The sequence below is a fragment of the Corallococcus carmarthensis genome (genome assembly GCF_003611695.1).
GTDB lineage: Bacteria > Myxococcota > Myxococcia > Myxococcales > Myxococcaceae > Corallococcus > Corallococcus carmarthensis.
In genome coordinates this window covers 1-23,642 of the sequence record NZ_RAWE01000088.1, presented here as the reverse complement: position 1 = coordinate 23,642, position 23,642 = coordinate 1, and the positions used below count along the sequence as shown (strand labels likewise).

At 70.2% G+C, this 23,642-nt stretch carries 26 protein-coding genes; 8 read left to right on the top strand and 18 right to left on the bottom strand.

The genetic code is table 11. The features are described 5' to 3' along the window. Positions 1-3: 3 nt before the first annotated feature. From D7X32_RS22815 to ccmA, 12 genes are all read right to left on the bottom strand, one after another. Complete coding sequence (locus D7X32_RS22815; RefSeq protein WP_120604684.1) at positions 4-558, bottom strand: hypothetical protein; 555 nt, start codon at positions 556-558, stop codon at positions 4-6. A 3-nt stretch (positions 559-561) separates the two neighbouring features. Then, positions 562-1,071 carry a hypothetical protein gene (locus D7X32_RS45035; RefSeq protein WP_147450225.1) on the bottom strand — a complete coding sequence of 170 codons (510 nt, stop codon included), beginning with the start codon at positions 1,069-1,071 and terminating at the stop codon, positions 562-564. Positions 1,072-1,134: 63 nt separating this feature from the next. Next, positions 1,135-2,094, bottom strand: a complete 960-nt coding sequence (locus tag D7X32_RS22810) for a tetratricopeptide repeat protein (protein WP_120604683.1) — start codon at positions 2,092-2,094, stop codon at positions 1,135-1,137. Positions 2,095-2,097: 3 nt separating this feature from the next. Further along, positions 2,098-2,601, bottom strand: coding sequence for a cytochrome c-type biogenesis protein (locus tag D7X32_RS22805; protein WP_120604682.1), 504 nt, complete (start codon positions 2,599-2,601; stop codon positions 2,098-2,100). 113 nt (positions 2,602-2,714) lie between these two features. After that, the gene (locus D7X32_RS47600) at positions 2,715-3,956 is read right to left on the bottom strand and encodes a zinc ribbon domain-containing protein (RefSeq protein WP_120604681.1); all 1,242 of its coding nucleotides are present in this window, start codon (positions 3,954-3,956) and stop codon (positions 2,715-2,717) included. A gap of 154 nt (positions 3,957-4,110) precedes the next feature. Then, complete coding sequence (locus tag D7X32_RS22795; protein ID WP_120604680.1) at positions 4,111-4,671, bottom strand: TlpA family protein disulfide reductase; 561 nt, start codon at positions 4,669-4,671, stop codon at positions 4,111-4,113. Continuing rightward, a complete protein-coding gene (locus D7X32_RS22790; RefSeq protein WP_120604679.1) occupies positions 4,668-6,692 on the bottom strand; it encodes a heme lyase CcmF/NrfE family subunit in 2,025 nt (674 codons plus the stop codon). The genes D7X32_RS22795 and D7X32_RS22790 overlap by 4 nt, the downstream gene beginning before the upstream one ends. Beyond that, positions 6,689-7,183, bottom strand: a complete 495-nt coding sequence (locus D7X32_RS22785; RefSeq protein WP_120604678.1) for a cytochrome c maturation protein CcmE — start codon at positions 7,181-7,183, stop codon at positions 6,689-6,691. Before D7X32_RS22785 ends, D7X32_RS22790 begins: the two co-directional genes overlap by 4 nt. A 4-nt stretch (positions 7,184-7,187) precedes the next feature. Next, on the bottom strand, positions 7,188-7,358 hold the full coding sequence (locus D7X32_RS46010; protein ID WP_167497667.1) for a hypothetical protein: 171 nt from the start codon (positions 7,356-7,358) through the stop codon (positions 7,188-7,190). Between the two features lie 2 nt (positions 7,359-7,360). Continuing rightward, entirely contained in the window at positions 7,361-8,074 is a 714-nt protein-coding gene (gene ccsA, locus D7X32_RS22780; RefSeq protein ID WP_120604677.1) for a cytochrome c biogenesis protein CcsA, read from the bottom strand. A 3-nt stretch (positions 8,075-8,077) separates the two neighbouring features. Beyond that, positions 8,078-8,782 carry a heme exporter protein CcmB gene (locus tag D7X32_RS22775; RefSeq protein ID WP_120604676.1) on the bottom strand — a complete coding sequence of 235 codons (705 nt, stop codon included), beginning with the start codon at positions 8,780-8,782 and terminating at the stop codon, positions 8,078-8,080. After that, on the bottom strand, positions 8,779-9,444 hold the full coding sequence (gene ccmA / locus D7X32_RS22770; RefSeq protein WP_120604675.1) for a heme ABC exporter ATP-binding protein CcmA: 666 nt from the start codon (positions 9,442-9,444) through the stop codon (positions 8,779-8,781). Before ccmA ends, D7X32_RS22775 begins: the two co-directional genes overlap by 4 nt. Positions 9,445-9,854: 410 nt before the next feature. Here ccmA and D7X32_RS22765 point away from each other — a divergent pair, with 410 nt between their 5' ends. From D7X32_RS22765 to exoP, 5 genes are all read left to right on the top strand, one after another. Next, the gene (locus tag D7X32_RS22765) at positions 9,855-11,093 is read left to right on the top strand and encodes a polysaccharide deacetylase family protein (protein ID WP_244239141.1); all 1,239 of its coding nucleotides are present in this window, start codon (positions 9,855-9,857) and stop codon (positions 11,091-11,093) included. Further along, the gene (locus D7X32_RS22760; protein WP_120604673.1) at positions 11,090-12,607 is read left to right on the top strand and encodes an oligosaccharide flippase family protein; all 1,518 of its coding nucleotides are present in this window, start codon (positions 11,090-11,092) and stop codon (positions 12,605-12,607) included. Before D7X32_RS22765 ends, D7X32_RS22760 begins: the two co-directional genes overlap by 4 nt. A 101-nt stretch (positions 12,608-12,708) precedes the next feature. After that, on the top strand, positions 12,709-13,239 hold the full coding sequence (locus D7X32_RS22755; RefSeq protein WP_120604672.1) for a serine O-acetyltransferase: 531 nt from the start codon (positions 12,709-12,711) through the stop codon (positions 13,237-13,239). Between the two features lie 33 nt (positions 13,240-13,272). Next, positions 13,273-14,334 (top strand): glycosyltransferase family 4 protein, encoded by a 1,062-nt coding sequence (locus tag D7X32_RS22750; protein ID WP_120604691.1) that lies wholly within the window; start codon positions 13,273-13,275, stop codon positions 14,332-14,334. A gap of 87 nt (positions 14,335-14,421) precedes the next feature. Beyond that, positions 14,422-15,624 (top strand): spore coat polysaccharide biosynthesis glycosyltransferase ExoP, encoded by a 1,203-nt coding sequence (gene exoP, locus D7X32_RS22745; RefSeq protein WP_120604671.1) that lies wholly within the window; start codon positions 14,422-14,424, stop codon positions 15,622-15,624. A 72-nt stretch (positions 15,625-15,696) separates the two neighbouring features. Here the strand turns inward: exoP and D7X32_RS22740 are convergent, their stop codons facing one another. From D7X32_RS22740 to thiS, 6 genes are read right to left on the bottom strand one after another with little or no spacing between them, the layout of a single operon-like run. Next, the gene (locus tag D7X32_RS22740) at positions 15,697-16,881 is read right to left on the bottom strand and encodes a DUF4350 domain-containing protein (RefSeq protein ID WP_120604670.1); all 1,185 of its coding nucleotides are present in this window, start codon (positions 16,879-16,881) and stop codon (positions 15,697-15,699) included. Then, complete coding sequence (locus tag D7X32_RS22735; protein WP_120604669.1) at positions 16,878-17,762, bottom strand: DUF4129 domain-containing protein; 885 nt, start codon at positions 17,760-17,762, stop codon at positions 16,878-16,880. The genes D7X32_RS22740 and D7X32_RS22735 overlap by 4 nt, the downstream gene beginning before the upstream one ends. A 6-nt stretch (positions 17,763-17,768) precedes the next feature. Then, positions 17,769-18,812 (bottom strand): hypothetical protein, encoded by a 1,044-nt coding sequence (locus tag D7X32_RS22730; protein ID WP_120604668.1) that lies wholly within the window; start codon positions 18,810-18,812, stop codon positions 17,769-17,771. A 22-nt stretch (positions 18,813-18,834) separates the two neighbouring features. Then, entirely contained in the window at positions 18,835-19,449 is a 615-nt protein-coding gene (locus tag D7X32_RS22725; protein ID WP_120604667.1) for a thiamine phosphate synthase, read from the bottom strand. A gap of 2 nt (positions 19,450-19,451) precedes the next feature. Next, positions 19,452-20,237: a thiazole synthase gene (locus D7X32_RS22720; RefSeq protein ID WP_014395830.1), complete on the bottom strand. Its 786-nt coding sequence runs from the start codon at positions 20,235-20,237 to the stop codon at positions 19,452-19,454. Between the two features lie 26 nt (positions 20,238-20,263). After that, the gene (gene thiS / locus D7X32_RS22715) at positions 20,264-20,467 is read right to left on the bottom strand and encodes a sulfur carrier protein ThiS (protein ID WP_120559178.1); all 204 of its coding nucleotides are present in this window, start codon (positions 20,465-20,467) and stop codon (positions 20,264-20,266) included. 322 nt (positions 20,468-20,789) lie between these two features. On the opposite strand from thiS, the gene D7X32_RS22710 reads away from it, so the two are divergent. From D7X32_RS22710 to D7X32_RS22700, 3 genes are all read left to right on the top strand, one after another. Next, positions 20,790-21,386, top strand: a complete 597-nt coding sequence (locus D7X32_RS22710; RefSeq protein ID WP_120604666.1) for an SPFH domain-containing protein — start codon at positions 20,790-20,792, stop codon at positions 21,384-21,386. A 220-nt stretch (positions 21,387-21,606) separates the two neighbouring features. Then, the gene (locus D7X32_RS22705) at positions 21,607-22,740 is read left to right on the top strand and encodes a serine/threonine-protein kinase (RefSeq protein WP_120604665.1); all 1,134 of its coding nucleotides are present in this window, start codon (positions 21,607-21,609) and stop codon (positions 22,738-22,740) included. A gap of 64 nt (positions 22,741-22,804) precedes the next feature. Continuing rightward, positions 22,805-23,642 (top strand): dipeptidase (locus tag D7X32_RS22700; RefSeq protein ID WP_120604664.1); only part of this gene is annotated, 838 nt, incomplete at its 3' end.

Sequence of the window (23,642 nt, the reverse complement as noted above, 5' to 3'; positions counted from 1 at the left end):
GGGTCAGGGGAGGTTGTCTGGATAGCTGGTGAAGAGCGCGTGGAAGAGCGTCGTCTTCGGAGGGGATTTCCAGCCCACGAAGACAGGCGCTGGATGGTTGGCGATGTCAGGGGGCAGCAGGCTCAAATCCATCGTGGACTCCATGAGTCTCGACATCGTGACCGCGGGCTCTACCGCCGGAGGCTCCAAGTCGAGCTGCCGGAAGGTTCGCCTCTCGCCGTACTCAAACTGGACCCGGTACACGGTGTAGACCGGCGCGATGATGCTGGCGCAGCCGACGTAGACCCAGTGCAGTCCAGGAGGCTCACGAGAGTGACTTGGGTAGATGGCGCACCAGAAGCATGCATCCGAAGCCGTGGTGATGTTGCCGACACTGTTCTCTGGGAACGCGTTTCTGAGTTGCTCAATCAGGACGTCCCAAGGACCAGGCTTTTCCAGCTTCTTATTCCAGAGCGCACGGAGCAGATGTGCTTCGGGGCTGGGCTCCTGATTGGGGTCCTCCTGCGAGGGCCAGTAGGTCCGTGCAATCTCCAGCAACTTCTCAATGGATGGAACCATGGGTTACATCCCTCCGCGGCTGGTTGATCCCGTAGGTGTCACCACCACGGGCTTGATTCCCGATGCACAGGTCTTTGGGACACGTGCACCCTCAATGGCTGCGTTGAGCGTGAGCTCGTAGAATGTCCTGAACTCCTCGCAGGCCACGCTGATGGGAGTGGCTGGCGTCGCCGCGGAAAAGGTTGCCTTCGCGGCCTGATTGGCACAGCTCGCGGAAAGGCTTTGCGCCTGTTCAGTGGAGATGAACCCCTGCGCTTTATTGGCGATGGGCATCTCCACGCCGAACCTGCAGAGGAACATCTCCCCCGTGTCTCGGGCGATGCCGACGTAAAGGCATGCTGCACGCCAGCCGCCTGAACCCTTGCCGTCCCACTTCACCACTTCATGAAAGACGAAGTGACGGGGGCGCAGCGCGCCCTCCACATACGTCGCGGAACCGCCTGTCGCACAGGCGGATGACAACGCGACGCCGCACAGCGCGACAGCGGCCTTCCAGAAGCCTGACACACCCATGGCCCACCTCCAGGGGTGACACACTTCGAGGGACCGGACACCCGGCCCCCTGCTACCGACACGCTACTGCTGACCGGCCTCGGCCTTCAATTGGGCGATGGCGGGGGCCAGCTGCGGCGGCTGCATGTTCTTGGGCACTTCCACCGTGAAGCGCTCGAAGTGCTCGATCGCGCCGGCCTTGTCACCCCGGCGCAGCGACAGGCTGCCCAGGAAGATGAGCGCCTCCTGCGCGTCCGGCCACGTGTCCACCAGCTCCGTCAGCTCCTGCTCCGCGCCCTGGAGGTCGCCCTGCGACGCCGCGCGCAGCACGCCCCGGTGCACCCGCAGCTCCACGTTGAACGGATCCACCGCCAGGCCCTTCAGCGTCACCTTCAGCGCTTCCTCGAACTGCTGCTGACGGATGAGCTCGTGGCTCAGCATCGACGCGGCCTCCACGTCGCCCGGGTTCGACGCCAGCCGCTGGCGCGCCTGCTCCAGCTCGTCGTTCTGCTGGGGCATCTCCGCCTGCTGTTGCTGCTGGGCCATGCCCGGCGGCGTCACGCCCGTGCCCATCTGGCCTTCCTCGCGCGGCTTCTGCTCCGACACCAGCAGGTAGCCCAGGCCTCCGAAGAAGACCACCACGCCCGCGCCCCACATCGCGCCCACCATCTGCGGGTTGCGCGACGCCCAGCCCGAGGGCGCCGGCACGTTGCGCGCGGGCGCCTTCTCTCCCGCCGCCTGCCGCTTCTGGTGCTCGTCCTTCGCGCGCAGCGCCCCGGCCGCTTCCTTCTCCAGCCGCGCCTTCTCCGCCGTGTAGTGCTCCGCGGTGAAGTGGTGCTTCTCCGCCTCCAGCGTGCGCAGCTGCTCGATGAGCGACTGCGCCCGCTGCGCCAGGTCGTCCGCCGTCCCGTCCGCCTTCACCGTGGCGTCCGGCAGCGCGCTCCCCGTCTTCATCTTCATGTAGAGGAGCCACGCGGCCGCCAGCACGAAGGCGACCGACAGGACGATGATTCCGGGCAACCAGTTGGTGGGCTCGGGCTGCATGGCTTAGCGCTCCAGCTCCCGGCGCACGGCCTGGAGGTAGGGGTCCGCATCGTCCGTGGACGGCGCGGGAGTGGAAGGGGAGGGGGCCTGCGCGGCTTCCGCGGGCGTGGCGCCCTCGGGCAAGGGCTGACGCTGTTTCAGGATGACGAAGAGGCCGCCCAACACCAGCGCCACCGGTCCCAACCACACGAACCAGTTGAAGCCCTCCGCGCGCGGCTCCAGCAACACCCACTCGCCGTAGCGCGCCACGAAGTAGTCGACGATCTCCGGGTCCGTCTTTCCCGCGGAGACCAGCTCGCGCACCTTGTCCAGCTGCGCGCGCGCCATGGACGACGGGCTGTCCGCCACCGACAGGCCCTGGCACACCGCGCAGCGCAGCTTCTTCGCCAGCTGCTGCACCCGCGCCTCCTGGGCCGGCGCGAGCGGATCACTCGCGGCCTGCTGCGGCGCGAACTGCCCCGTGGCAAGGCTCAGGGCGAGGGTCAACGAAACGAGGACGGCATTCATCGGGGGCTCCAGCGGGGGCCGTCCCTAACTACCGCCCCCTGACGGGTATTGCACAGGGAAACCTGGGCCGCACGCCCGCCGCCCGGGCAGCCCCTCCGTGTGAAGCGGGCGACCTAGCCCCGGTAGCCCGAATCGGACTCGGTCTCCAGGTCCTGGTCCGGGTCGTAGGCGTCGTCGTCCTCCGGCGGCAGCATCGCTTGCGGCTCGTCGCGGCCCAGCGCGTGGCGCACCGCATGGAAGCCCACCGCCCCCAGGCCGAAGAGGAACACGAACGGTCCCACCGCGAGCTTCACCCCCGCGAGCGCCCAGAGCAGGCTCACGCTCACCGCCCCCACCGGCACCCACCGCAGGAAGGCCGGACGCTCCACCTCCGGCCGCAGCGCCGCGAGCACGAGCAGCGACAGGAGCGCCAGCAGCGGCAGCTCCGACAGCGGCAGGTCCCAACCCGAACGCGACGTGACGCCGCCCCCCAGGCTGTAGAGCGAGTCATCCGAGGGCCGCGTCGTGGGAAGCACGCGCAGCTCCGGCGGCGCGCCGCGCACGCTCCCCGGCACCGGCGCGTTGTCCGGCAGGGCCGACCCGTCCGCCATCACCTTCCCCCAGGGAAGGAAGAGCGCGACCACGCACACCGCCACGCCCGCCAGTGCCAGCACCCGCGGAAAGCCCAGCAGCGAGCGCGCGTCGAAGTCGCGGCCCACGCCGTCCGGCCCCGCGATGACCAGCTTGGACTGCTCCAGCGCGATGAGCACCGTGCCCGCGGCCCACAGGGGCACGAGCAGGTTGAAGCCCGACAGCAGGCGCACCGTGAGCGCCACGAGCAGCAGCGTGAACGCGGCGGGCGCTTCCGGCCGCATCAGCACCAGCGGCACGTGCTCCACCCAGCCCGGCGCGTTGCCGTCTCGGCGCAGCTCGCGCGCGACGAGCGCCACGCAGCCCACCAGCGTCAGCAGCGTCCCCAGCACGCCCACGCTGGGGAAGAACGGCAGGATGGACAACACCAACGAGAACGCCACCAACCCCACGCCCACGACGCTCTGCGAGTGCCCCGGCACGTCCTTCAGCCAGCGCGGGCCCGTGTACGGATCTTCATCTTCGTACGCGTCCGGCGGCGGAGGCTGCGCCTTCGAGCCGCGCGGGGGCGCGGAGGCGCCGCGGCCCTGCTGCCGGGCCTCCTCCTCCTCGTCCATCAGCTCCGACGCATAGGCCGGCTCGGTCATGGGGCGGCTGGGGCGGTTGCTCCGGACGCCGCTGGCGCGGGTCGCGGACGCTGGACGCGCGGGCATCTTCGCGCCGCAGTTCTCGCAGTACGCCAAGCGGACGTCCGCCGCGCTCTCACCGCACTCAGGGCACTGCATGGAAGACCACCTCGCTGGAGCAGGGGCCGGGGGATGCCCCCGCGAACGACGCCGGCAGCTGGGATTTACTACGGATTCCAGGCCTCCCGCGAGGCGGCTCCCGGAATGCCTGACGGGCTCCCGGGTGCCTGCCTTCCAAGCGGGCGATGTTGACTCAGGGCTTCCGGGCGGCTTCCGCGGTGCGCCCCGCCGCCGGCTGGCTCAGTTCCTTCACCCGGGCCGTCAGCGTCTGCGGATCGATGGGGCCCACGTGCTTGCCGCGGATGATGCCCTGCGCGTCGATGAAGTACGTCTCCGGCACGCCCGCGACGCCGTAGTCCACCGCCATGCGCGAGCGCTCGTCCATCAGCTGCGGGAAGCTGGCGCCCATGCGGCGCAGGAAGTCGCGCGCGTTGGGCTCCGTGTCCTCGAAGACGACGCCCATGAACACGGCCTGGGAGCCCAGCTCGCGCGAGCCCCACTCGAGCACCGGGTGCTCGTACTTGCAGGGCCCGCACCACGACGCCCAGAAGTTGATGACCACCGGGCGGCCCTTCAAGTCCGCGAGCTTCACGTCGTCGACGCCGTCCAGCGGCCTGAGCGTGAAGTCCGGCGCGGGGGCGCCCTTCAGCATGAAGGGCACCTCGTGCGGGTCGCGCCCGAAGCCCTGGAAGAGCACGAAGAGCAGCGCCGCGCCCACCGCGGTGAACACCAGGGGGAGCCGCCAGCGCTTCACGCCGCACCCCGTTCGGCGTCCGTGCCCGGAAGGGGAGGCGCCGCGCCCACCGGCGGCGCGTCCGCGCGCAGCATCGCGGCCCGGCGCTGCGGCCAGACGGCGATGAGCGTGCCCAGCAGCAGCAGCGGCAGGCTGTACCAGATCCATCCCACCAGCGGGAACACCCAGACGTTGAAGCTCGCCGTGCCCGTCGTCTCGCTGAAGGCCATCAGCGACACGTACAGGTCCTCCTTCGGCGACTCACGCACCGCGGGCGTGCCCACGGGGTCCGTGCTCCGCTCGTAGTAGTTCATGCGCGGGCGCAGCTCCGACACCGTGCCGTTGGGCGCCGTGACCTCCAGGCGCGCGGCGACGAAGGTGCGGTGCGGCTCCTCGCCGCTGGACAGGCCCACGTACTTCAGCTGGTAGCCGTCCAGCATCATGGTGCCGTCCTTCTTCAGCGTGCCGGACGTGTGCTTCACGTACGCGCTGGAGGCCGCCACGGCGACGATGATGACGACGATGCCCAGGTGCACCACGTAGCCGCCGAAGCGCCGGCGCGCCTTGCTCGTGGCCGTGGCCACCGCCGTGACCAGGCCTTCCTTGCGCTCCGTCATGCGCACGCGCACCGGCACCGCCAGCTCGCGCAGCGTGATGACGGTCACGAAGCCGCCCAGGCCGAACGTGAGCAGCGGGTACACGCCGCGAAGCCCCGCCGCGTAGCAGGCGATGGTGATGACCAGGCCCACCGCCGCGGGGATGAGGAACTGCCGGCGCACCGCGGCCTTGTCCGGCGTGCCCCAGGGCAGCACCGGACCCACGCCCATCAGGAAGAGCACCGCGATGCCGCCCGGCACCGCCATCTTGTTGAAGTACGGCTCGCCCACGCTCACGCGGATGCCGCGCACGGCCTCCGACACCAGCGGGTAGAGCGTGCCCAGCAGCACCGTGAAGGTGATGGCCACGAACACCAGGTTGTTCACCAGGATGCTCGCCTCGCGCGACATCATCGACGTGAGGCGGCCCTCCGGCGCCAGCAGGTGACCGCGCGTGGCCAGGAGGCCAATGCACACCACCAGCAGGATGGCGATGAAGACGAGGAACGTGGGCCCGATGTCCGACTGGGTGAACGAGTGCACCGAGTTGAAGATGCCGGAGCGGGTCATGAACGTGCCCAGGATGGTGAGCACGAACGACGCCAGCGCGAGGCTCAGCGTCCACAGCTTCAGCATCCGCTTGCGCTCCTGCACCATGGTGGAGTGCATGAACGCGGTCGCGGTCAGCCACGGCAGGAAGGACGCGTTCTCCACCGGGTCCCACGCCCAGTAGCCGCCCCAGCCCAGCACGGCGTACGCCCACCAGGAGCCCAGCACGATGCCCAGCGTGAGGAACATCCACGCGATGAGCGTCCAGCGCCGCAGGGGCGCCATCCACGCTTCACCAATCTCCCCGCGCAAGAGGCCCGCCACGGCGACGCCGAACGGCACCGTCATGCCCACGTAGCCCGCGTAGAGCATGGGCGGGTGGATGATCATCAGGAAGTGGTTCTGCAGCAGCGGGTTGGGGCCCGGGCCGTCCGCCGGCACCGGCGACACGGCGCCCCAGGGGTTGGCGGGGCCCGCGATGAGGAAGGCGAAGAAGACGCCCACGGCCAGCATGGTGCCCAGCGCCAGCTGCATGTAGCGCGCGTGCTCGCGGCGGTGCACGAAGGCGAACGCCGCCAGGTACACGCCCATGATGAGGCCCCAGAAGAGGATGGACCCCTCCAGCGCGCTCCACAGCGACACGATGGTGTAGATGAGCGGCGTCGCGCGGCTGCCCACCTGGGCCACGTACTTCACGCTGAAGTCGTGGTTGATGAGCGCTTCCACCATCACCAGGTTGCTGCCGATCATGCACGCGGCGAAGCCCCACACCGCGCGCAGCACCCAGGGGTAGCTCGCGTCCGTGCGGCGCAGGCCGCCCACCAGCCCGAGGATGGCGCCGAAGGCGGCGAAGGCCAGGCCCGCGAGGACCAACCCATAGCCCAGCATTCCGTTCACGGCGCCCCCGGCGGAGTCACGGTCGCGGTGGTGGCGCCTTCCGCCAGCGTGTCCTGCCACTTGCGCGGGGACTCGCCTTCCTTGGGCGCGCGGTACTCGTTGGAGTGGTTCACCATCAGCCGGTTGGACGTGAAGACGCCGGACTTGTCATAGGTGCCCTCCACCACGACGCCGATCTTCTCGCGGAACATCTGCGGAGGCGTCTCCAGCGAGCGCACGTGCACGCTCTTGGCGTCCGCGTTCGGGCCGTCCGCCACGCGGAAGTCCAGCGTGGTGTGGCCCTCGTTCCACTGGATGCTGCCCGGCTGCACCACGCCGCCCAGGCGGATGGTGGCCGTGTAGGCCTTGTCGCCGTTGGAGAGCAGCTCCGACGGGCTCCAGTAATAGACGAGGTTGTCGCCGATGTTGCCGAAGGCGATGAAGCCAAGGCCGGCGCCGGCGAAGAGCAGGGCTCCCAGCGCGATGAGTCGGTTGCGATTGACGGGCGTCATGGGCTCACTCCTTCGAATCGGCGGCGGCGCGGGGACGGCGCGCCCAGAGGGACACCGAGTAGAGCACGAAGGCGGCCACGGAGATGCCGTAGCACGCGCCCACGTACCCCCAACCACCCTGGAGACGGCCACTGCCCACCTGGGCCAGCAGCATCAGCGACGTCAGCGAGGTCATGTTCAGGCCACCTTCGAGGAATGGGTCGCGCGCTGCGCGGGGTCGTCCGAGGGCAGCGCCTCCGGCAGCGCCACCTCCGCCTGCCGCTCCGCCAACGCGATGCGGTAGCGGTGCACCATGAAGAGGATGAGCAGCGCCAGCATGCCGAACGCCGACACGCGCAGGGGCAGCACCATCTGCGGGTCCACCGTCTTGGGGCTGGACTGCGTCTGGTGGAGGCTGCGCCACCAGCGCACGGAGAACCACACGATGGGCAGGTTGATGGCCCCGATGATGGCCACCACCGCGCTCCACACCGCGCGCTTCTCCGGGTCCTCGACGAAGCGCCGCAGCACCAGGTAGCCCGTGTAGGACACCAGCAGGATGGCCTCCGACGTCAGGCGCGGATCCCACGACCAGTACACGCCCCAGGTCGGGCGGCCCCAGATGGAGCCGGTGATCATGCCCAGCGTCCCGAAGAGCAGGCCCACCTCCGCGGAGGCCTCCGCCATCGCGTCCGTCTTCCACGACTGACGCATCAGGTACGTCACCGCGGCCACGAAGTTGATGAACATGGCCATCATGGCCATCCACTGGAGCGGCACGTGGACGTACATGATGCGCTGCACTTCGCCCATCTCCCGGTCCGGCGGCGCCCACGCAAGGCCCAACCACCAGCCCGTGCCCAGCAACGCCAGCATCACCACCGGCAGGCCAAACTTGACGAACTTGTTCATCCTTCAGTCCTCGATGACCCGGGGAAACAGCACGAAGCCCACGCCCCAATAAATCAGATTGAACCCCAGCAGCAGCCCCTGCCATGAGCCCAGCTGCTGCATCGGGTCACCCTGGAGTATGAGCGTGGTCCCCTTGGCAGCGGAGAGGAGGGCCGGGATGACGAGCGGGAACAATAGCAGAGGCAGCAGCACATCCCGGGCCCGGGCATTGCTGGAGATGGCCGCGTAGACGGTCCCCGGGGCGCTGAGCGCCAGGCTGCCCAGGACCAGGATGCCCGCCAGGTCACCGACCCCGGTGACGATGCGCACCCCGTACAGAGCGACCATCACCGGCACCAGCACCACCGACAGGGCCAGGAGCAGCAGGGCGTTGCCCAGCGCCTTGGACAGGAAGATGGCGCGAGCGTCCGCGGGGGCCAGCCGCACACCATCCAGGCAGGCGTTCTCCGTCTCCACGCGGAAGGACTCGCCCAGGGACAGCACGCTGGCGAAGAGGATGGCCAGCCACAGGTAGCCGCCCGCGTTGCGCTCCAAAAGCTTCGTGTCCGGGCCCAGCGCGAAGGAGAAGAGCAGCAGCGTGGCCATGGCGAAGAACACCAGCGCGTTGAGCCGCGCGCGGGTGCGCCATTCGATGAGCAGGTCCTTGCGCAAGAGGACGAGCGTCGTCGCCAGCAGACCCGGGGGACGCTTCAGCTTCGGGGCGCTCATGCCGCCACCGCCCGGCCGTCCTGCAGGTGCAGCCGTTCCTCGCACAGGCTCAGGCCCTGTTCGATGAGGTGCGTGGCCAGCACCACGGTGGTGCCGCCCGCCTTCAGTTCCGCGATGACGCCCTCCATGTCGTGGATGCCCGCGGGGTCCAGCTCGCCAAAGGGTTCATCCAGCAGCGCCAGGGCCGGGGCCTTCATCAGGAGCCGCGCGATGGCCAGGCGCTTGCGCATGCCGGCGCTGAAGCCTCGCACCGGGCTGTCCGTGCGGCGGGTGAGGCCCACCTTGTTGAGCAGCGCGTCCGCGACGTCCTGGGGCGCGTCCACGCCCAACAGGCGCCCCAGCACCATCAGGTTCTGCTGCGCGGTGAGGTCTTCGTAGAGGAAGCTGGCGTGGGACAGGAGCGCCACGTCGCGGCGCACCGCCTCGCGATCCACGACGGCGTCCCGCCCCAGCACCTCCACCCGGCCCGCGGTGGGCCCCAGCGCGGTGGCCACGAGGCGCAGGAGCGTCGTCTTCCCGGAGCCGTTGTGGCCGGTGAGCAGCAGCGAACGGCCAGCGGGCAGCGTGTAGGTGAGCCGCGCCAGCGCCCACCTGCGCCCATAGCGCTTGCTCACGTCATGGAGGGCGAGCGCGGGTGCTGATCCAGAGGGGGGAGGGGGCATCGGCGGGCCGTTTCGTAGCCTTAAAAGCCGATGTTCACCAGTGAAACCCCCGGGGCCGCCCGCCGGAGGACAAGAAGTTTTTACGCCTGCTTCTCCCTTCGCTTTCGCCGGAGGACTGAAAGGTTTTCGCCACGGGTGGGCGCGAGACTGCCCTGGTACACCCAGGTAGGACCCCATCCGGGGCGTACATGCCCCGGGAGGCACGGGGTTTCACGGGGTTACGGGGGGTTTCCATCATCTACCTGCCCTGGCATCCAGCATGCACACACGCGGGCCGGGGCCCGGTCCATTGGGGGGAGCGGGCAGACGGCGAAAGCCGCGAGGGAGGCGTGATGGCTGGCAGGGTGTTGCGGCGGGCGGCGAAGGCGGCGGCGGCAGGGTTCCTCCACTACAGCGGGGCGCGCAAGGCGATGGCGGCGTACCGCCGTTCGCAGTCGGGGGGGCGGCGCATCCTCATCGTGAGCTACCACCGCGTGGTGAGCGACTTCACGGGGGAGCTGCAGCGCTCCATTCCCGGGCTGCTCATCTCCCAGGAGACGTTCCGCCGCCACCTGGAGCAGGCGCACGCGGCGGGCTTCGAGCTGGCGAGCATTGGCGACGCGGTGGACGTGATGGCGGGCCGCCGCGCCGCGAAGAAGGACCTGTTCGTGGTGACGTTCGACGACGGCTACCGCGACGTGTACCGGTACGCGTACCCGGTGCTCAAGCAGATGGGCGTGCCGGCCATCACCTACCTGCCCACGGCGTTCATCAACACGGACAAGCGCTTCAACCACGACCGGCTGTTCCACCTGCTGCGCTGCGTGCAGGAGCGCCGGTTCCGCCCTGACTACGACACCATGCCTGGCCCGTCGGTGCAGCTCTTGGGGCCCATCCTCACCGGGAGCAAGACGGTGTCCGCGGCGCTGGACGACTTCATTGGCGAGCACCCGACGCGCGTGCTCACGGGCATCATCGACTCGCTGGAGCAGCAGCTGGGCGGCGGCGCGGACCTCGTGCCGGAGCAGGGCGACGTCATGAACTGGGACGAGGTGCGCACCATGGCGCGCGACGGCTTCGAGTTCGGCGCGCACACGCTGGGCCACACGGTGCTGACGCTGGAGCCCACGGAGGTGGTGGAGAAGGAGATCGTGGAGTCCAAGCAGACCATCGAGCGCGAGGTCGGCATCCAGGTGAAGGACTTCGCGTACTGCAACGGCTGGTACTCGGATGAGATGATCCGCGTGCTCAACCAGAACGGCTTCCGCTCCGGCGTCACCACGGAGGACCTGCCCAACCGCGTGGGCGGCGACCCGTTCGCCCTCAAGCGCAAGGTGATGTGGGAGAACTTCAGCCTGGGCCTGATGGGGGACTACTCGTCGGCGCTGACGGTGTGCCAGTTCGACGACTGCTTCGGCGTGCTGGGCATGAGCCACCCGGTGCTGGGGCACCGGCCGCACATCCTGTCCCCGATGAACACCGGCAACGTGCTCGTCGAGGAGCTGGACGCGGCGCTCGCGAAGGCCACGCCGGTGGAAGTCGTGGACGTGACAGCGCCGGTGATCGCGACGGAGCCGCGGGTTGCGGTGGCGGCGCCAGGTGCGCAGGTCGTGGTGGCGTCGAACGTGGCCCTTGCCTCGGAGGCGGCGCAGCCGGAGGAGCTCCAGTGAGTGTGTCACCCAAGCCGGCCCCATCCCCGTCGTTCCTGGGGCGGGCCGGCCCGTTGGTGTTGGCCCGGTTGTTCACCGCCGGGCTGACGCTGTCCATTCCGCTCGTCCTTGCCCGGGTGCTTCGCCTGGACGAGTACGGCACCTATTACCAACTGTTCCTCATCGCCACGACGCTGTCGTACGTGCTGCCGTTCGGCGTGGCGCAGAGCCTCTACTACTTCCTGCCCCGCGCGGAGGCGAAGCGGCCCTACCTGGGGCACGCGCTGCTCTTCGTCACGGGCGCGGGCATTGTCGCCGCGGGGCTGGTGTGGGCCTTCCTGGGCCACGTGGCGGCGTACTTCAACAACCCGGCGCTGATGGATCACCGCGCGGCGCTGGCGCTCTACACGGCGTTCTTCCTGGGCAGCTACCCGCTGGAGATTTCGCTCACCAGCCAGGGGAAGACGAAGGCGTCCGCGGTGGTGTACCTGGCGTCCGACGCGGTGCGCTCGGGCGTGATGGTGCTGCCGCCGCTGCTGGGCTTCTCCCTGCACGGGATGATGATCGCCGTGGCCTGCTTCGCGGGCCTTCGCTACGTGGCCACGTGGGTGGTGTCGCTGCGCGGGTCCACGGGTCCGCTGGTGGACTGGAAGCTGTTCAAGGAGCAGCTGGTGTACGCGGCGCCGTTCGGCGCGGCGATGTGCCTGGCCATCCCCCAGCAGAACGCGCACATGTACGCGGTGGCGGGCGTGGTGGCCCCCGCGGTGTACGCGCTCTACCGGGTGGGCTGCTTCCAGCTGCCGGTGGTGGACCTGCTCTACACGCCCACCAGCGAGGTGCTGATGGTGCGCCTGGGCGAGCTGGAGCGCGAGGGCCGGCTGGAGGAGGGCGTGGAGGCCTTCCGGGAAGCGGCCGGGAAGCTGGCGTACGTGTTCCTGCCCTTCGCGGCGTTCCTCTTCGCGGCGGCGCCGGAGTTCGTGGGGGCCATGTTCGGCCAGAAGTTCCTGCCCGCGGTCCCCATCTTCCGGGTGAGCGTGCTGGGCGTGGTGCTGGCCATCCTTCCCATGGACGGGACGCTGCGGGCCCGGGGGCAGACGCGGGCCATCTTCAACTCGTACCTGGTGAAGGCCGTGGTGACGGTGCCGCTCCTGTGGTTGGGCGTGAAGCACTTCGGGATGATGGGCGGCATCGCGTCCTGGGCGCTGGCGGAGGTGGTGGGCAAGGGGATGCTGCTCATCCGCGTGCCCCAGGCGCTGTCCACGCCCGAGCGGAAGCTGGGCCTCAAGGACGTCATTCCGTGGCGGGAGCTGGGTCAGGCGTCGCTGGCGGCGTTCGCGGCGGGCGGGAGCATCTTCCTCTTGCGCTCCGGGGTGCATGACACGTGGATGAACCTGCCCACGGGCTTCCTGTGGCGGGTGCTGCCCCTGGCGGTGGCGGGGCTGCTCTTCGTGGTGGGGTACGTGGTGGGCCTGTATGCGCAAGGCGTTCGCCCGTGGAGTGCGTTGCAGTCACTCCGTCCCCGCCGGGCGGTCTGATCCACCGTCGGCAAATGGACGCGTGGGGAGGACTTCCCTCTCCACGCGTGGGTACTTAGCTTCCGGGCGTCACGGAGTACGGGCGGGCGAGGAGAGGCGTGATGGGATTCGACGCGATGACGTTGTACCGGCTGGCGCATGGTCTCAAGCAGCGTGGGGTGCCGTTGCTGCCGGCGGTGTTGCGCAAGGCCATCTACTACCTCCACAGCTCCTACATCCCCGAGGACGCGGAGCTGGGCGAGGGGACGCAGCTGGGCTACGGCGGTATCGGCGTGGTCATCCACAAGGCGGCGAAGGTGGGCCGTCACGTCCTCATCTCCCAGCAAGTGACCATTGGCGGACGCTCCGGGCTGGAGGGCGCGCCGGTGATTGGTGACTACGTGCGCATCGGCGCGGGCGCCAAGGTGCTGGGCAACATCCACGTGGGCGACTTCGCGGTGATTGGCGCCAACGCGGTGGTGGTGAAGGACGTGCCAGCGGGTGCGGTGGTGGCGGGCGTGCCGGCGAAGGTGATTCGCCAGGACGCGGATCCGCTCACCACGTACCAGCGTGAGATGGGCCTGTTGCCCGCGCGGACGCCGCCGAAGCTCACCCAGGTTCCGCGGCCCTCCGCGCAGGCTTCCGTCCGCTAGAGGTTGGCTTCGTTGGAGAAGGGGACTTCCTTCATGCGCGTGCTGCTCGTCGGGGACTACCCGCCGCCGTACGGGGGCGTGGCCATCCACGTCCGTCAACTCCATCAATTTCTTCGCGACCGTGGGGTCGAAGCGAAGGTGCTCGATATCGGGAAGGGTGGCCGGCCGGCTCCGGACGTCCTCCCCGTGCACGGCGCCGCTGCCTTCGGCCTGCGGCTCGCGGGATTCACCTCCGCGGGCTGGACGGTCCACCTGCACACCAGCGGCAACAACCCGAAGGCGTGGGTGCTGGCGGCGCTGGTGGGCACCATGCCGGGGCCTCGTTCGCCGCGCGTCATCACGCTGCACTCGGGGTTGATTCCGGACTACCTGGCGGAGTCGCAGGCCCGGCGCGTGTTCGCGCGCACGGCGCTGACGGGCTACGCCCGGGTGGTCGCGGTGTCTCCGGCGGTGCGCGACGCGGTGGTCGCGTGCGGTGTGCCGGCGGAGAAGGTCCTGGTGCATCCGGCCTTCTGCGGTTCACAGGTGCGGCCCGGTCCGGTGACGCCGGAAGTGGAGGCCGCTCGGGCGCGGCGCCGTCCGCTGCTCACGATGGCGCACCACCCGTCGCCCGTGTACGGGCGCAAGCGGATGTTCCGCGCGCTGAAGCTCGTGGCGGAGACGCATCCCCACGTGGGTCTGGCGCTGTTCGGCCCGGGCACGCGCTCCGAGGAGTTCATCCGCGACGCGCGTGAGTTGGGCGTGGCGGGGCTTCTGGAGGACCTGGGCGAACTGGAGCACGCGAAGGCGCTGGGGCTGTTGTCCCAGAGCGACGTCTTCATCCGGCCCACCACGCACGACGGGGACTCCATCTCCGTGCGCGAGGCGCTGGCCCTGGGGGTGCCGTGCGTGGCCAGCGACGTGTGCGCGCGGCCGGACGGGACGAAGTTGTTCAAGGCCGGGGACGAGCGGGCGCTGGCGCAGGCGGTGCGCGACGCGCTGACGGCGGGCCCGGCGAAGGTGATGGCCCCGGATGCGGGGCCGGTGATGCTGGACGTGTACGCGGAGTTGCTGCCGTCCGGCATGGCAGGCGCAGGAACCGTGAACGCGGCGTGACGGAGTGGGGACGGGGTTGGAGCGCCTTCGGTGACGAACGGCGCGCTTCAGGGATTCAGCACGGGGTTTTGACTTCAGGAGAAGACGATGCGTCGCAGTGAAGAGATGGACTTGTCGAAGCGGGCCCTTCGCGGCCGGGACCTGGTGGTGTTCTCCAACGACTGGGACGGGGATCCACTGTCGAAGGTCCACATCATGCGGATCCTCTCGCGGGACAACCGCGTGCTGTGGGTGAACAGCATCGGCAACCGTGCGCCCAAGGCGAACGCGCACGACGCGCAGCGGATCATCAAGAAGCTGAAGACGTTCACGCAGGGCATCCGCGAGGTGGAGCCCAACCTGCACGTGCTCGCGCCGCTGGCGATTCCGTTCTACGGCTCGGAGACGGTGCGCCAGGCGAACCGCCACCTGCTGCGGCTCCAGGTGCTGCGCGCGATGAAGCAGCTGAAGTTCGAGCGCCCCATCTCCTGGAGCTTCCTGCCCGCGTCCGCGCCGGTGTCCGGCACGCTGGGCGAGGACTTCGTCGTGTACCACTGCGTGGATGAGTTCTCAGCGTTCAGCGACACGAACGGCAAGCACATCGCGGAGCTGGAGGAACGCCTGCTGCGCCGCGCGGACATGTGCATCACGTCCGCGGAGCGCCTGTACGAGAACAAGAAGCGCATGAACCCGCGCACGGTGCTGGTGCGCCACGGCACGGACCACGCGCACTTCGTGAAGGCGTGCGACCCGGAGACGAAGATTCCGGAGGACATCGCGAAGCTGCCCAAGCCCATCATCGGCTTCTTCGGGCTGGTGGCGGACTGGATTGATCAGGACGCCATCATCGCGTGCGCGAAGGCGCACCCGGAGGGCTCGGTGGTCATCGTGGGCAAGACGACGCCGGACTGCGACGACAGCCGCCTGCGCGCGGTGCCCAACATCCACATGCTGGGGCGCAAGCCGTACGCGGACCTGCCGGGCTACAACAAGGCGTTCGACGTGGCGCTCAACCCGTTCGTCATCAACGAGCTGACGCTCAACTCCAACCCGCTGAAGGTGCGCGAGTACCTGGCGTCCGGCCTGCCGGTGGTGTCGTCTGATTTGCCGGAGGTCCGCAAGGTGGGGCTGTGCCGCATCGCCACCACGCCCGAGGACTACGTGAAGCAGGTGAACGCGGCGCTGGCGGACAACCCGGGCCCGAACCGGGAGCGCGCGGAGAAGATCTTCCACGAGAGCTGGGAGGCGCGCGTCACGGAGATCCGCCAGCACGTGGGTGAGGCCATGCTCGCGGCGGGCAAGAAGCTGTAGGTCCGGTCCGGTACCGGGCGACAAGAGGGCGCGGGTCCGGAGCGTGTGAGCGCGCCGGGCACCGCGCCTTCGTCATTCCCGCGCGTCGCCCGCGCGGCCTGTCACGCGGCGCTCCAGGAGGGCGTAGCGGCGGGCGAGGCGGGTGTAGTCGGCGGGGCGGATGGGGGTGCGCTCCCGCGTACGCAGGAGGTCCTCCTTCGCGTCCAGGTAGTCGCGCGCGGGCACGCCGCAGGTCTCTTCCAGCAGGCGCGCGGCCTCCGTGTCCGGCAGGGAGGGCGCGATGCCCAGGCGCTCCTGCATCAGGCGGCGCAGGGCGGTGTCGAGCTCCGGCAACAGCTCCGCCTCCACCTTCGCGCGGCGCATGAGCCAGCCCAGGGAGCGCACGTACTCGCGCGACGAACGGTGCCGTTCCACGCGCACGGGCCGGGGCGCGCCGAAGCGAGTGCCGCGGGAGACGACGTAGACGAGACCCACCGCGAGGCTCTGGGCGATGAAGACCCAGAGGCCCTGCGACAGGGGCGGGCGGGTGACGACGGCGTGGTGGAACTCGTCGAAGCGCAGCGGGCCGCGCGCGGCGAGCGCATCCCAGAAGCGCAGGTTGTCGAGCAGCTCCAGGCGCCGGTTCTCCGCGAGGTCCGGGCCCGCGACGACGTAGACCTCGCCCTTGTCCAGGCCCCAGCGCCACACCACGCCCGCCGCGCCCAGGCCCGCGAGTGGCACCGCGTCCTCGTGCTCCACCCGCAGGCTCCGGTCCCGGGCCACGCGCAGGAGCGACAGGTCGCGCAGCGCGCCCGCGGGCAGCCACACGTTCACGGTGACGCCGGCGGGATCCACCCATTCGGAGGCAAGGCCCTCGTGGTTCGTGCCGGGCAGTGCGCCGGGAGTGATCCGCAGCCATTCCTCCATGCCCGGCTGGTGTTCGCCCAGCGCATGAGGAGACAGGTACACGAGCGTGCCGCCGCCCCGGACGAAGCGCTCCAGCGCGGCGACTTCTTCCTTCGTCACGGGCTGGGCCTGCGGCGCGGCGATGATCAGCGTGCGCGTGCCGGAGGGAATCGAGTCCAGTGAAGCGGTCTGCGTGCTGACGTCGCGTCCGCGTTCCTGCAGGTAGACGAAGAGCGCCTTGAGTCCCAGGGGGCCCGGGTTCGTGACGGACGGCACGGGGGAGTCCGGCGGGGCCTCATGCGACGCAAGGCCCACCGCCAGCGCCACGGCGATCATCAACCCCAGCACGACCGCGACGCGAGCGTTCCTCACGGCCGGCCCTCCGCGAGCGTGCCGTGCAACTGCTCCACGGACTCCACGAAGCGCGCGGCCTCTTCCCTCGACACCGGCTCCAGCGAATAGAAGGCCTGGTCGTACCAGCCCACCAGCCGTTCCACCTCGTCCGCTACTTTCGCGGGGGCGCCTCGCGTGGGCAGCTCCGCGGCGAGCTCGCGGTTCGTCTTCACGCGGTCCGGCCTCGCCAGCTTGCGCTGCTCCAGCGTGGACAGCAGGCCCAGCAATCCCTCACGGATGGCTTCGCGCGCGTCCTCCGTCTCCAGCGCGGTGCGCGCCCGGCCCAGGTGTTCTCCCGGCGTGTCCAGCTCCAGCGGCGCGGCTTCGCCTTCCACTCCCGGCGCGGCGGTGGCCTTCCGGCTCCGGCGCCAGCGCACCCGCAGCACGCCGAACAACACCACCGCCAGCGCCAGGCCCAGCATCACCGCGCGCGTGGCCACCGCGAAGCCCTGCGCGCCCCTGGATTCGAAGAGGCCTTCCAGCCAGGTCTGCAGCTCGCGAAGCAGGCGCGTCAGCAGGTCGCTGTTGCGCTGCCGGGCCCTCGCGAACTCCGGCCGGTCGAGGATGGCACGCAGCCGCTCCGGCTCGCTCGTCACGCCGGGCGCCACGGCCGGTTCCGAGTCCAGCGCGCACACGGCCTCCAGGTACACCGTGAGCTGCCGGGCCCGGTCCGGCGCGGACTGTCCGGAGGTCCCGGGCGGCAGGGGCACGCCGTCCAGTGCCTCCACCAGCCGGTTCACCTCCGCGTTGAGGTCCTGGGGCCTGGAGCGCGCGGTGTCCTCGAGCCGGCGCGACACGGCCTCCCGGTCAGCGCACGGGGGCAGGGCGGCCAGCAGGAGGAGCAGGGGCAGGGCGGGCACGGGATGTCAGGGGGACGGCGCCGCCGGCTCCGCGGTCGCGATCCGCCGCTCCAGGTCCAGGCCCTCGCGGCGCACGCGCATGTCCACGTAGAAGAACGCGGACACCACGAAGCTCAGCGGCGTGAAGAAGGACTGCCCCACCACCTGCAACAGCTCCGCGGGGACGAGCAATGCCTGCGGGATGGCCGCCTGCGCCGCCGGATCCAACAGGTTGCCACCATAGGCGAGCCGGACGATCCACGCGGGCAGCCCCGACACCAGGCTCACCGCGATGAGGATGCCGCCCACCACCGTGGACAGCACCATGGCCCGAACCGTGCCCCGGCCCATGAAGCCCGGTTCGACGCGGCCCTTCAGCAGGGCCCCGGAGCGCTTGAAGGCCGCCCACGCGCCCACGTCCTCCATCGCCAGCACGGGGGGCAGCAGCATGAAGCGCAGGAAGTACCAGAGCACCGCCGCCAGCGCGCCCACGCCCAGCACGATGGCGCCGATGATGATCAGCGCGATGCTCAACGCCGTGCTTCCGCCAGAGCCCTTGCCGGTGACGGCCGCGACCACGCCCAGCCCCATGACCACGGAGCCGGGCAGGCACAGCAGGAGCGTCACCCCCACGGACCAGCCAATCGACAGGAGGTAGGTCGCGGTCAGCGTGCCCAGGCGAGACACCGCCCGGCGCAGACCCTCCGAGGGACGCACCGGTTCACCCAGCCGCGCGGGAATCACGTACCGGGCCGCCGCCGTGGTGGCCACCCAGAAGTTCCACACGAGGAACACATACAGCACGAGCATCAGCCCCAGCATGATGCCGGACTGGGTCAACGCCTGCGTGGGGTCCGTGCCCGCGGGAGCCCTCCCCAGCCCGGGCAGCACGCCCACCGTGCGCGTCATCGCGAGGGTGAACGCCTTGACCGCGATGTAGTTGAGCAGGTCGAAGCCCAGGCACAGCACGAACAGGGGTTTCAGGTGTGCGCGCCAGAACGTCGCCGCACGGTCGATGATTTCTCCGATGGCGAGTGGGCGCAGCTCAACGGAGGTCGGGGAGGGCGTCACGGCCGCGCAGCATAGCGCCGCCTCAGTCTCGCGGGGGCCGGCATGCGTCCAGCAGCGCTCGGGCCGCCGCGCGCGGATCCTCCGCCTCCAACACGGCGGAGATGACCGCGACGCCCCACGCACCCGGCACCTCCCGGGCGCGCTCCGCCGTCATCCCTCCCAGCGCCAGGGCAGGGCAGGGCAGCCGCTCCACGAGCCCCCTGAAGCCATGAGGCCCCAACGTCTCGCGCGTGTCCCCAGGCTTGGAGCCGGGCGCGAACACGGGGCTTACCAGCGCCAGGTCCGCTCCCACCGCGCCTTCCGCCTCGCGAGCGTCGTGCACCGCCACGCTCACCCACCGGTCCGCGGGCAGGAATGGACGCACGTCGCGCGGCGAAGGACCCGACGCGGGCAGGTGCAGGTGCGCGCCCACGAGCAGCGCGACATCCAGCCGACCGTTCACGAACAGCGTCCGGCCCCGGCACACCTCCGCCACGAGCCGCGCCTCCTCCAGGAACAGCCGCCCGGAGGCCTCCGGGTGACGGTGCTGCACGGCGACCTCCGGCCCCGCCTCCAGCGCCTGCTCCAGCGCGGTCAACAACCGCGCCCGGGGCAGCCGCCAGTCCGTGATGACCACGAGGCGGGGCAGGGAGGGCACCGCTACTCCACGAGCCCTTCGATGGGGCTGGACGCGGAGCCATACGCCTTGCGCGGGATGCGCCCCGCCAGGTACGCGTCGCGGCCGGCCTCCACCGCCTTCTTCATCGCCACGGCCATGCGCACCGGATCCTTCGCGCCCGCGATGGCGGTGTTCATGAGCAGCGCGTCCACGCCCAGCTCCATCGCGATGGCCGCGTCGGACGCCGTGCCCACGCCCGCGTCCACGATGACCGGCACCTTCACGACCTCGCGGATGAGCCGCAGGTTGTGCGGGTTGCGGATGCCCAGCCCGCTGCCGATGGGCGCCGCCAGCGGCATCACCGCCGCGCAGCCCGCGTCCTCCAGCTTGCGCGCCGTGATGGGGTCGTCGCTGGTGTACGGCAGCACGGTGAAGCCTTCTTTCACCAGGATGCGCGCCGCCTTCACCGTCTCCTCGACGTCCGGGTAGAGCGTCTTCTCGTCGCCCAGCACCTCCAGCTTCACCCACTTGCTCATGCCCAGCTCTTCGGCCAGCCGGCAGGTGCGCACCGCGTCCTCCGCCGTGTAGCAGAGCGCCGTGTTGGGCAGGAGGCGCATCTTGTTGCGGTCGATCCAGTTCATCAGCGACGCCTCGCCCGTCGCCTTCAGGTCCAGCCGCCGCACCGCCACCGTGACGAGCTCCGCGCCCGACGCTTCGTGGCACTGCTTCATCACCTCGTGGCTGGGGTACTTCCCCGTCCCGACGATGAGCCGCGAGGTGAACGTCACCCCCGCCAGCGTGAAAGGCTTGTCCGCGATGCCGCTCATGACCGTCTCCTCTCCAGGGCCTGCGCTCACCCGCCACCCACGAAGGTGACGATCTCCACCCGGTCCCCGTCCTGGAGCCGGTGCTCGGGATGACGGGCGCGGCGCACCACCTCCGCGTTCACCTCCACCGCCACCCCCGGCCCGCTGCCCAGCGCCAGCAGCGCCAGCAGGGACGAAAGGGTGCTGCCCTCCGGCAGCGTCCGCGCTTCTCCGTTGACCCACACGTTCACGGCTCACGGCTCCTTCCGGCCCCCCTTCGGACGGGACCCGCCGGTGCCAGTACAAGGGCGGTTCTGCCCTGTCAACGCACAGGCTCCCTCATGCAACAGGCCTGCTACAGCGCACGGGAACGGATTTTTCGCGTCCACATGCGTTTTGTTCCGCTTCCCCAGCAGGCAGGCGGCCAGGGCCTCCCTCTCGTGCAGCCCGCCCCTGCGCATGCCCGCGCATGACGACAAGCGCTGTGCAGGTACGGGGGGAGCGACCAGTTTCTGCCCAACGCCGGGGAACAAATCACCGGCATCCAAGAACACACACACAGGGGGCGGTCACATGCGGAAGCTCATGATTGCGGTCACGGCGGTGGCGGGTCTCACGATGGTCACCGGCTGCAAGAAGGATGACGTCCAGGAGCAGCGCGAGGACGTCGCCGAGGCCCGTCAGGAAGCGGCGCAGGAGACGGCGGAAGCCCGTCAGGACGAGAGCAAGGAGCTGGCGTCGGCGCAGCATGACGCCAACGAGGACATCGCGGAGGCGCGCCAGGACGCGAACGACAAGATCGCCAGCGCCAACGAGGACGTGCGCGACGAGGAAAAGGACCTGGCCGAGGCCCAGGCCAACCGCAATGAGGACCTGGCCGAGGGCGGCTCCGGCATGGCCGGCACCACCTCCGCCGCGGCGGCAACCACCGTCAACGGCCGTGTCATCTCCAAGTCCGGTGACACGCTAACGCTGGTGGACAGCACCAACAAGGAACTGAAGATCAAGACCAACGACAAGACCGCGCTGATGGACAACGGCAGCCGCGCGGTGAAGCTGGACGACATCAAGGAAGGCTCGCAGGTGCGCGCCTCCTACGTGATGGACGGCAAGGACATGGTCGCTCGCGACGTCACCCTGGTGGCGGCCGTGAAGAAGATGGACAAGTAGTCCCCGCGCCTCACGCGCACCTGTCCAACACGGACTGGGGAAATACTTGAAGGCGGCGGCTCCCACCCTCACGGTGGGGGCCGTTTCCTTTTTAGTCGGGGAAACACCCGGTGGGGTCGGATGGGGATGTCTGACCCGGGTGGTAGGACGCGGGCGTGAGGTCTTCCTCATGCCTTCCCACCCCCGGGAAGCGCCCTTCCCGTCAGGAGCGTCACCTACGATGGCCACCCATCCCCCCGCGTACTCCGCGTCCCGGCCCTTCATCCTCTTCACCACCGGGGCCACGTCCTATGAGCTGGTGCGCTACCTGGGGTCGCGCGCCGGAGGGGAGCTGCTGCTCGCCCGCCGGCACTACGCGCGCACGCCGGGTGGACTGGTGCTCATCAAGCGCCTGCGCGACGTGACGGATGACGTTGCACGGGCGCGGCTGCGTGAAGAGGTGAAGCTGCTCATGCGGCTGTCCCACCCGGCCATCGCGCCGGTGTACCTGGTGCGCGTGCACGACGGCGCACCCCATCTGGTGACGGAGTACGTGGACGGGCCGTGCCTGGAGACGCTGTCCAGCTTCGCGGCGCTGCGGCGGCGGCCCTTCTCGGAGGCGTTCGCCGCGTACCTGGGCGCGGAGGTGGCGGATGCGCTCCACCACGCCCATTCGCTGGAAGACGGGCGCGGCCTGCCCGTGGGCGTGGTGCACCGCGACGTCAGCCCCCGCTCCGTGCGCGTGGACGTGCACGGGCGGGTGCGGCTGTCGGACTTCGCGCTCGCGTGGTCGCGGCTGCCCGGGCGCGTGGTGACGGAGCCGGGGCTGGTGCGCGGGGACGTGGCCTATGCTTCGCCGGAAGCGCTGGAGGGCCAGCCGCTGGATGGACGCGCGGACCTGTTCTCCCTGGGGATGGTGCTCCTGGAGCTGCTCACCGGCCTGCACCTGCTGGACCTGGACGACGTGGAGCGCGCCGCGCAGCAGGCCCAGCCCGTACCGGGGACTCGCGGGCTGTGCGCGGAGACCCCCAGCTGGCTCCCCGCGCCCCTGATGGCCGCGCGCATGGCGTGCGTGACGCCGGCGCACGTGGAGCAGGCGACGCGGGGGCTGTCGCCGGGCATGCGGGACGTGCTCCAGCGGGTGCTCCAGCGCGACCGCGACCTGCGCTTCCAGACGGGCGCGGAGCTGCGGGACGCGCTCCGGAACCTGCTGAACGCGGAAGGGCGGCCCTATGGCCCTCCCGAAGCGCTGCGCGAGGTGGCGGAGGTTCGCACGGACGCGCTCGTGGGCCCCGCGGGGGAGGCGGAAGCCGGGCTCCCGCTGGATGACGACCTGTGGGCCGGCTGCGACGACGACGGCGCGGACTGGACGTGAGACCGGCCTCGCGGATGTCCCGGGGTGCTTGTCATCGCGGGAGGGCGTGGCGAAGACTGCTGGCATGGGTGACGTGAAGGAGCTGCACCGTCAGTGGTGCATCGCGGACGGGCACGCGGATTCGCTGATGTGGAACCGCGACCTGTGCGAGCGGTCGACGGAGGGGCACGTGGACTTTCCCCGCCTGCGTGAGGCGGGGGTGAAGCTGCAGTGCTTCACGCTGGTGACCCGGGGCTTCCCGTTCATTGGCGGCTTCCCGCTGTTCGCCGCGTGGCGCAAGTGGCCCCGCGAGGCGCGCGGCGGCGAGTGGTCACGCGCGCTCTGGCAGATTGAAAAGCTGGATGCCTTCTGCGCCCGCTCCGGGGACACCGTGCGCGTCGCCACCACCGGGGCCGGGTTGGAGGACAACCTCGCGAACGGCCGGCTGTCGGCGGTGCTGGGCGTGGAGGGCGGCCACGCGATTGAAGGCCAGGTGGAGCGGCTGGCGGAGCTGCACCGGCGCGGGGTGCGCTTCATGGGGCTCACGCACCTGTCCAACAACGACCTGGGCGGTTCGTCCTTTCCCATGATGGGCAACCGGGGGCTGACGCCGCTGGGGCACCAGGTGATGGAGGAGATGGCCCGCCTGGGGCTGAGCGTGGACGTGGCGCACGCCTCCGAACAGACGCTCACGGACCTCTTCGCGCACCCCACGGTGCGCTACTTCTGCTCGCACACCGGCGTGCGCGCGGCGGGCGGCGGCTGGCGCAACCTGTCCGACGCGGCACTGCGCACCATTGCCCAGCGCGGCGGCGTGGTGGGCATCATCCTGGCGCCGGTGTACCTGGGCGGCGACACGATGGACGACGTGGTCCGCCACGTGGAGCACGCGGTGGACGTCATGGGGGAGGAGGGGGTGGGCG

Excerpts from the sequence above, each read along its gene's own strand:
- D7X32_RS46010 (WP_167497667.1), bottom strand. The coding sequence starts at position 7,358 with ATGACCTCGCTGACGTCGCTGATGCTGCTGGCCCAGGTGGGCAGTGGC.
- D7X32_RS22710 (WP_120604666.1), top strand. The coding sequence starts at position 20,790 with ATGCGGAAGCTCATGATTGCGGTCACGGCGGTGGCGGGTCTCACGATG.
- D7X32_RS22705 (WP_120604665.1), top strand. The coding sequence starts at position 21,607 with ATGGCCACCCATCCCCCCGCGTACTCCGCGTCCCGGCCCTTCATCCTC.
- ccsA (WP_120604677.1), bottom strand. The coding sequence starts at position 8,074 with ATGAACAAGTTCGTCAAGTTTGGCCTGCCGGTGGTGATGCTGGCGTTG.
- D7X32_RS22810 (WP_120604683.1), bottom strand. The coding sequence starts at position 2,094 with ATGCAGCCCGAGCCCACCAACTGGTTGCCCGGAATCATCGTCCTGTCG.
- exoP (WP_120604671.1), top strand. The coding sequence starts at position 14,422 with ATGCGTCGCAGTGAAGAGATGGACTTGTCGAAGCGGGCCCTTCGCGGC.
- D7X32_RS22805 (WP_120604682.1), bottom strand. The coding sequence starts at position 2,601 with ATGAATGCCGTCCTCGTTTCGTTGACCCTCGCCCTGAGCCTTGCCACG.
- D7X32_RS22750 (WP_120604691.1), top strand. The coding sequence starts at position 13,273 with ATGCGCGTGCTGCTCGTCGGGGACTACCCGCCGCCGTACGGGGGCGTG.
- D7X32_RS22755 (WP_120604672.1), top strand. The coding sequence starts at position 12,709 with ATGGGATTCGACGCGATGACGTTGTACCGGCTGGCGCATGGTCTCAAG.
- D7X32_RS22815 (WP_120604684.1), bottom strand. The coding sequence starts at position 558 with ATGGTTCCATCCATTGAGAAGTTGCTGGAGATTGCACGGACCTACTGG.
- D7X32_RS47600 (WP_120604681.1), bottom strand. The coding sequence starts at position 3,956 with ATGCAGTGCCCTGAGTGCGGTGAGAGCGCGGCGGACGTCCGCTTGGCG.
- D7X32_RS45035 (WP_147450225.1), bottom strand. The coding sequence starts at position 1,071 with ATGGGTGTGTCAGGCTTCTGGAAGGCCGCTGTCGCGCTGTGCGGCGTC.
- D7X32_RS22720 (WP_014395830.1), bottom strand. The coding sequence starts at position 20,237 with ATGAGCGGCATCGCGGACAAGCCTTTCACGCTGGCGGGGGTGACGTTC.
- D7X32_RS22785 (WP_120604678.1), bottom strand. The coding sequence starts at position 7,183 with ATGACGCCCGTCAATCGCAACCGACTCATCGCGCTGGGAGCCCTGCTC.
- D7X32_RS22765 (WP_244239141.1), top strand. The coding sequence starts at position 9,855 with ATGGCGGCGTACCGCCGTTCGCAGTCGGGGGGGCGGCGCATCCTCATC.
- D7X32_RS22775 (WP_120604676.1), bottom strand. The coding sequence starts at position 8,782 with ATGAGCGCCCCGAAGCTGAAGCGTCCCCCGGGTCTGCTGGCGACGACG.
- ccmA (WP_120604675.1), bottom strand. The coding sequence starts at position 9,444 with ATGCCCCCTCCCCCCTCTGGATCAGCACCCGCGCTCGCCCTCCATGAC.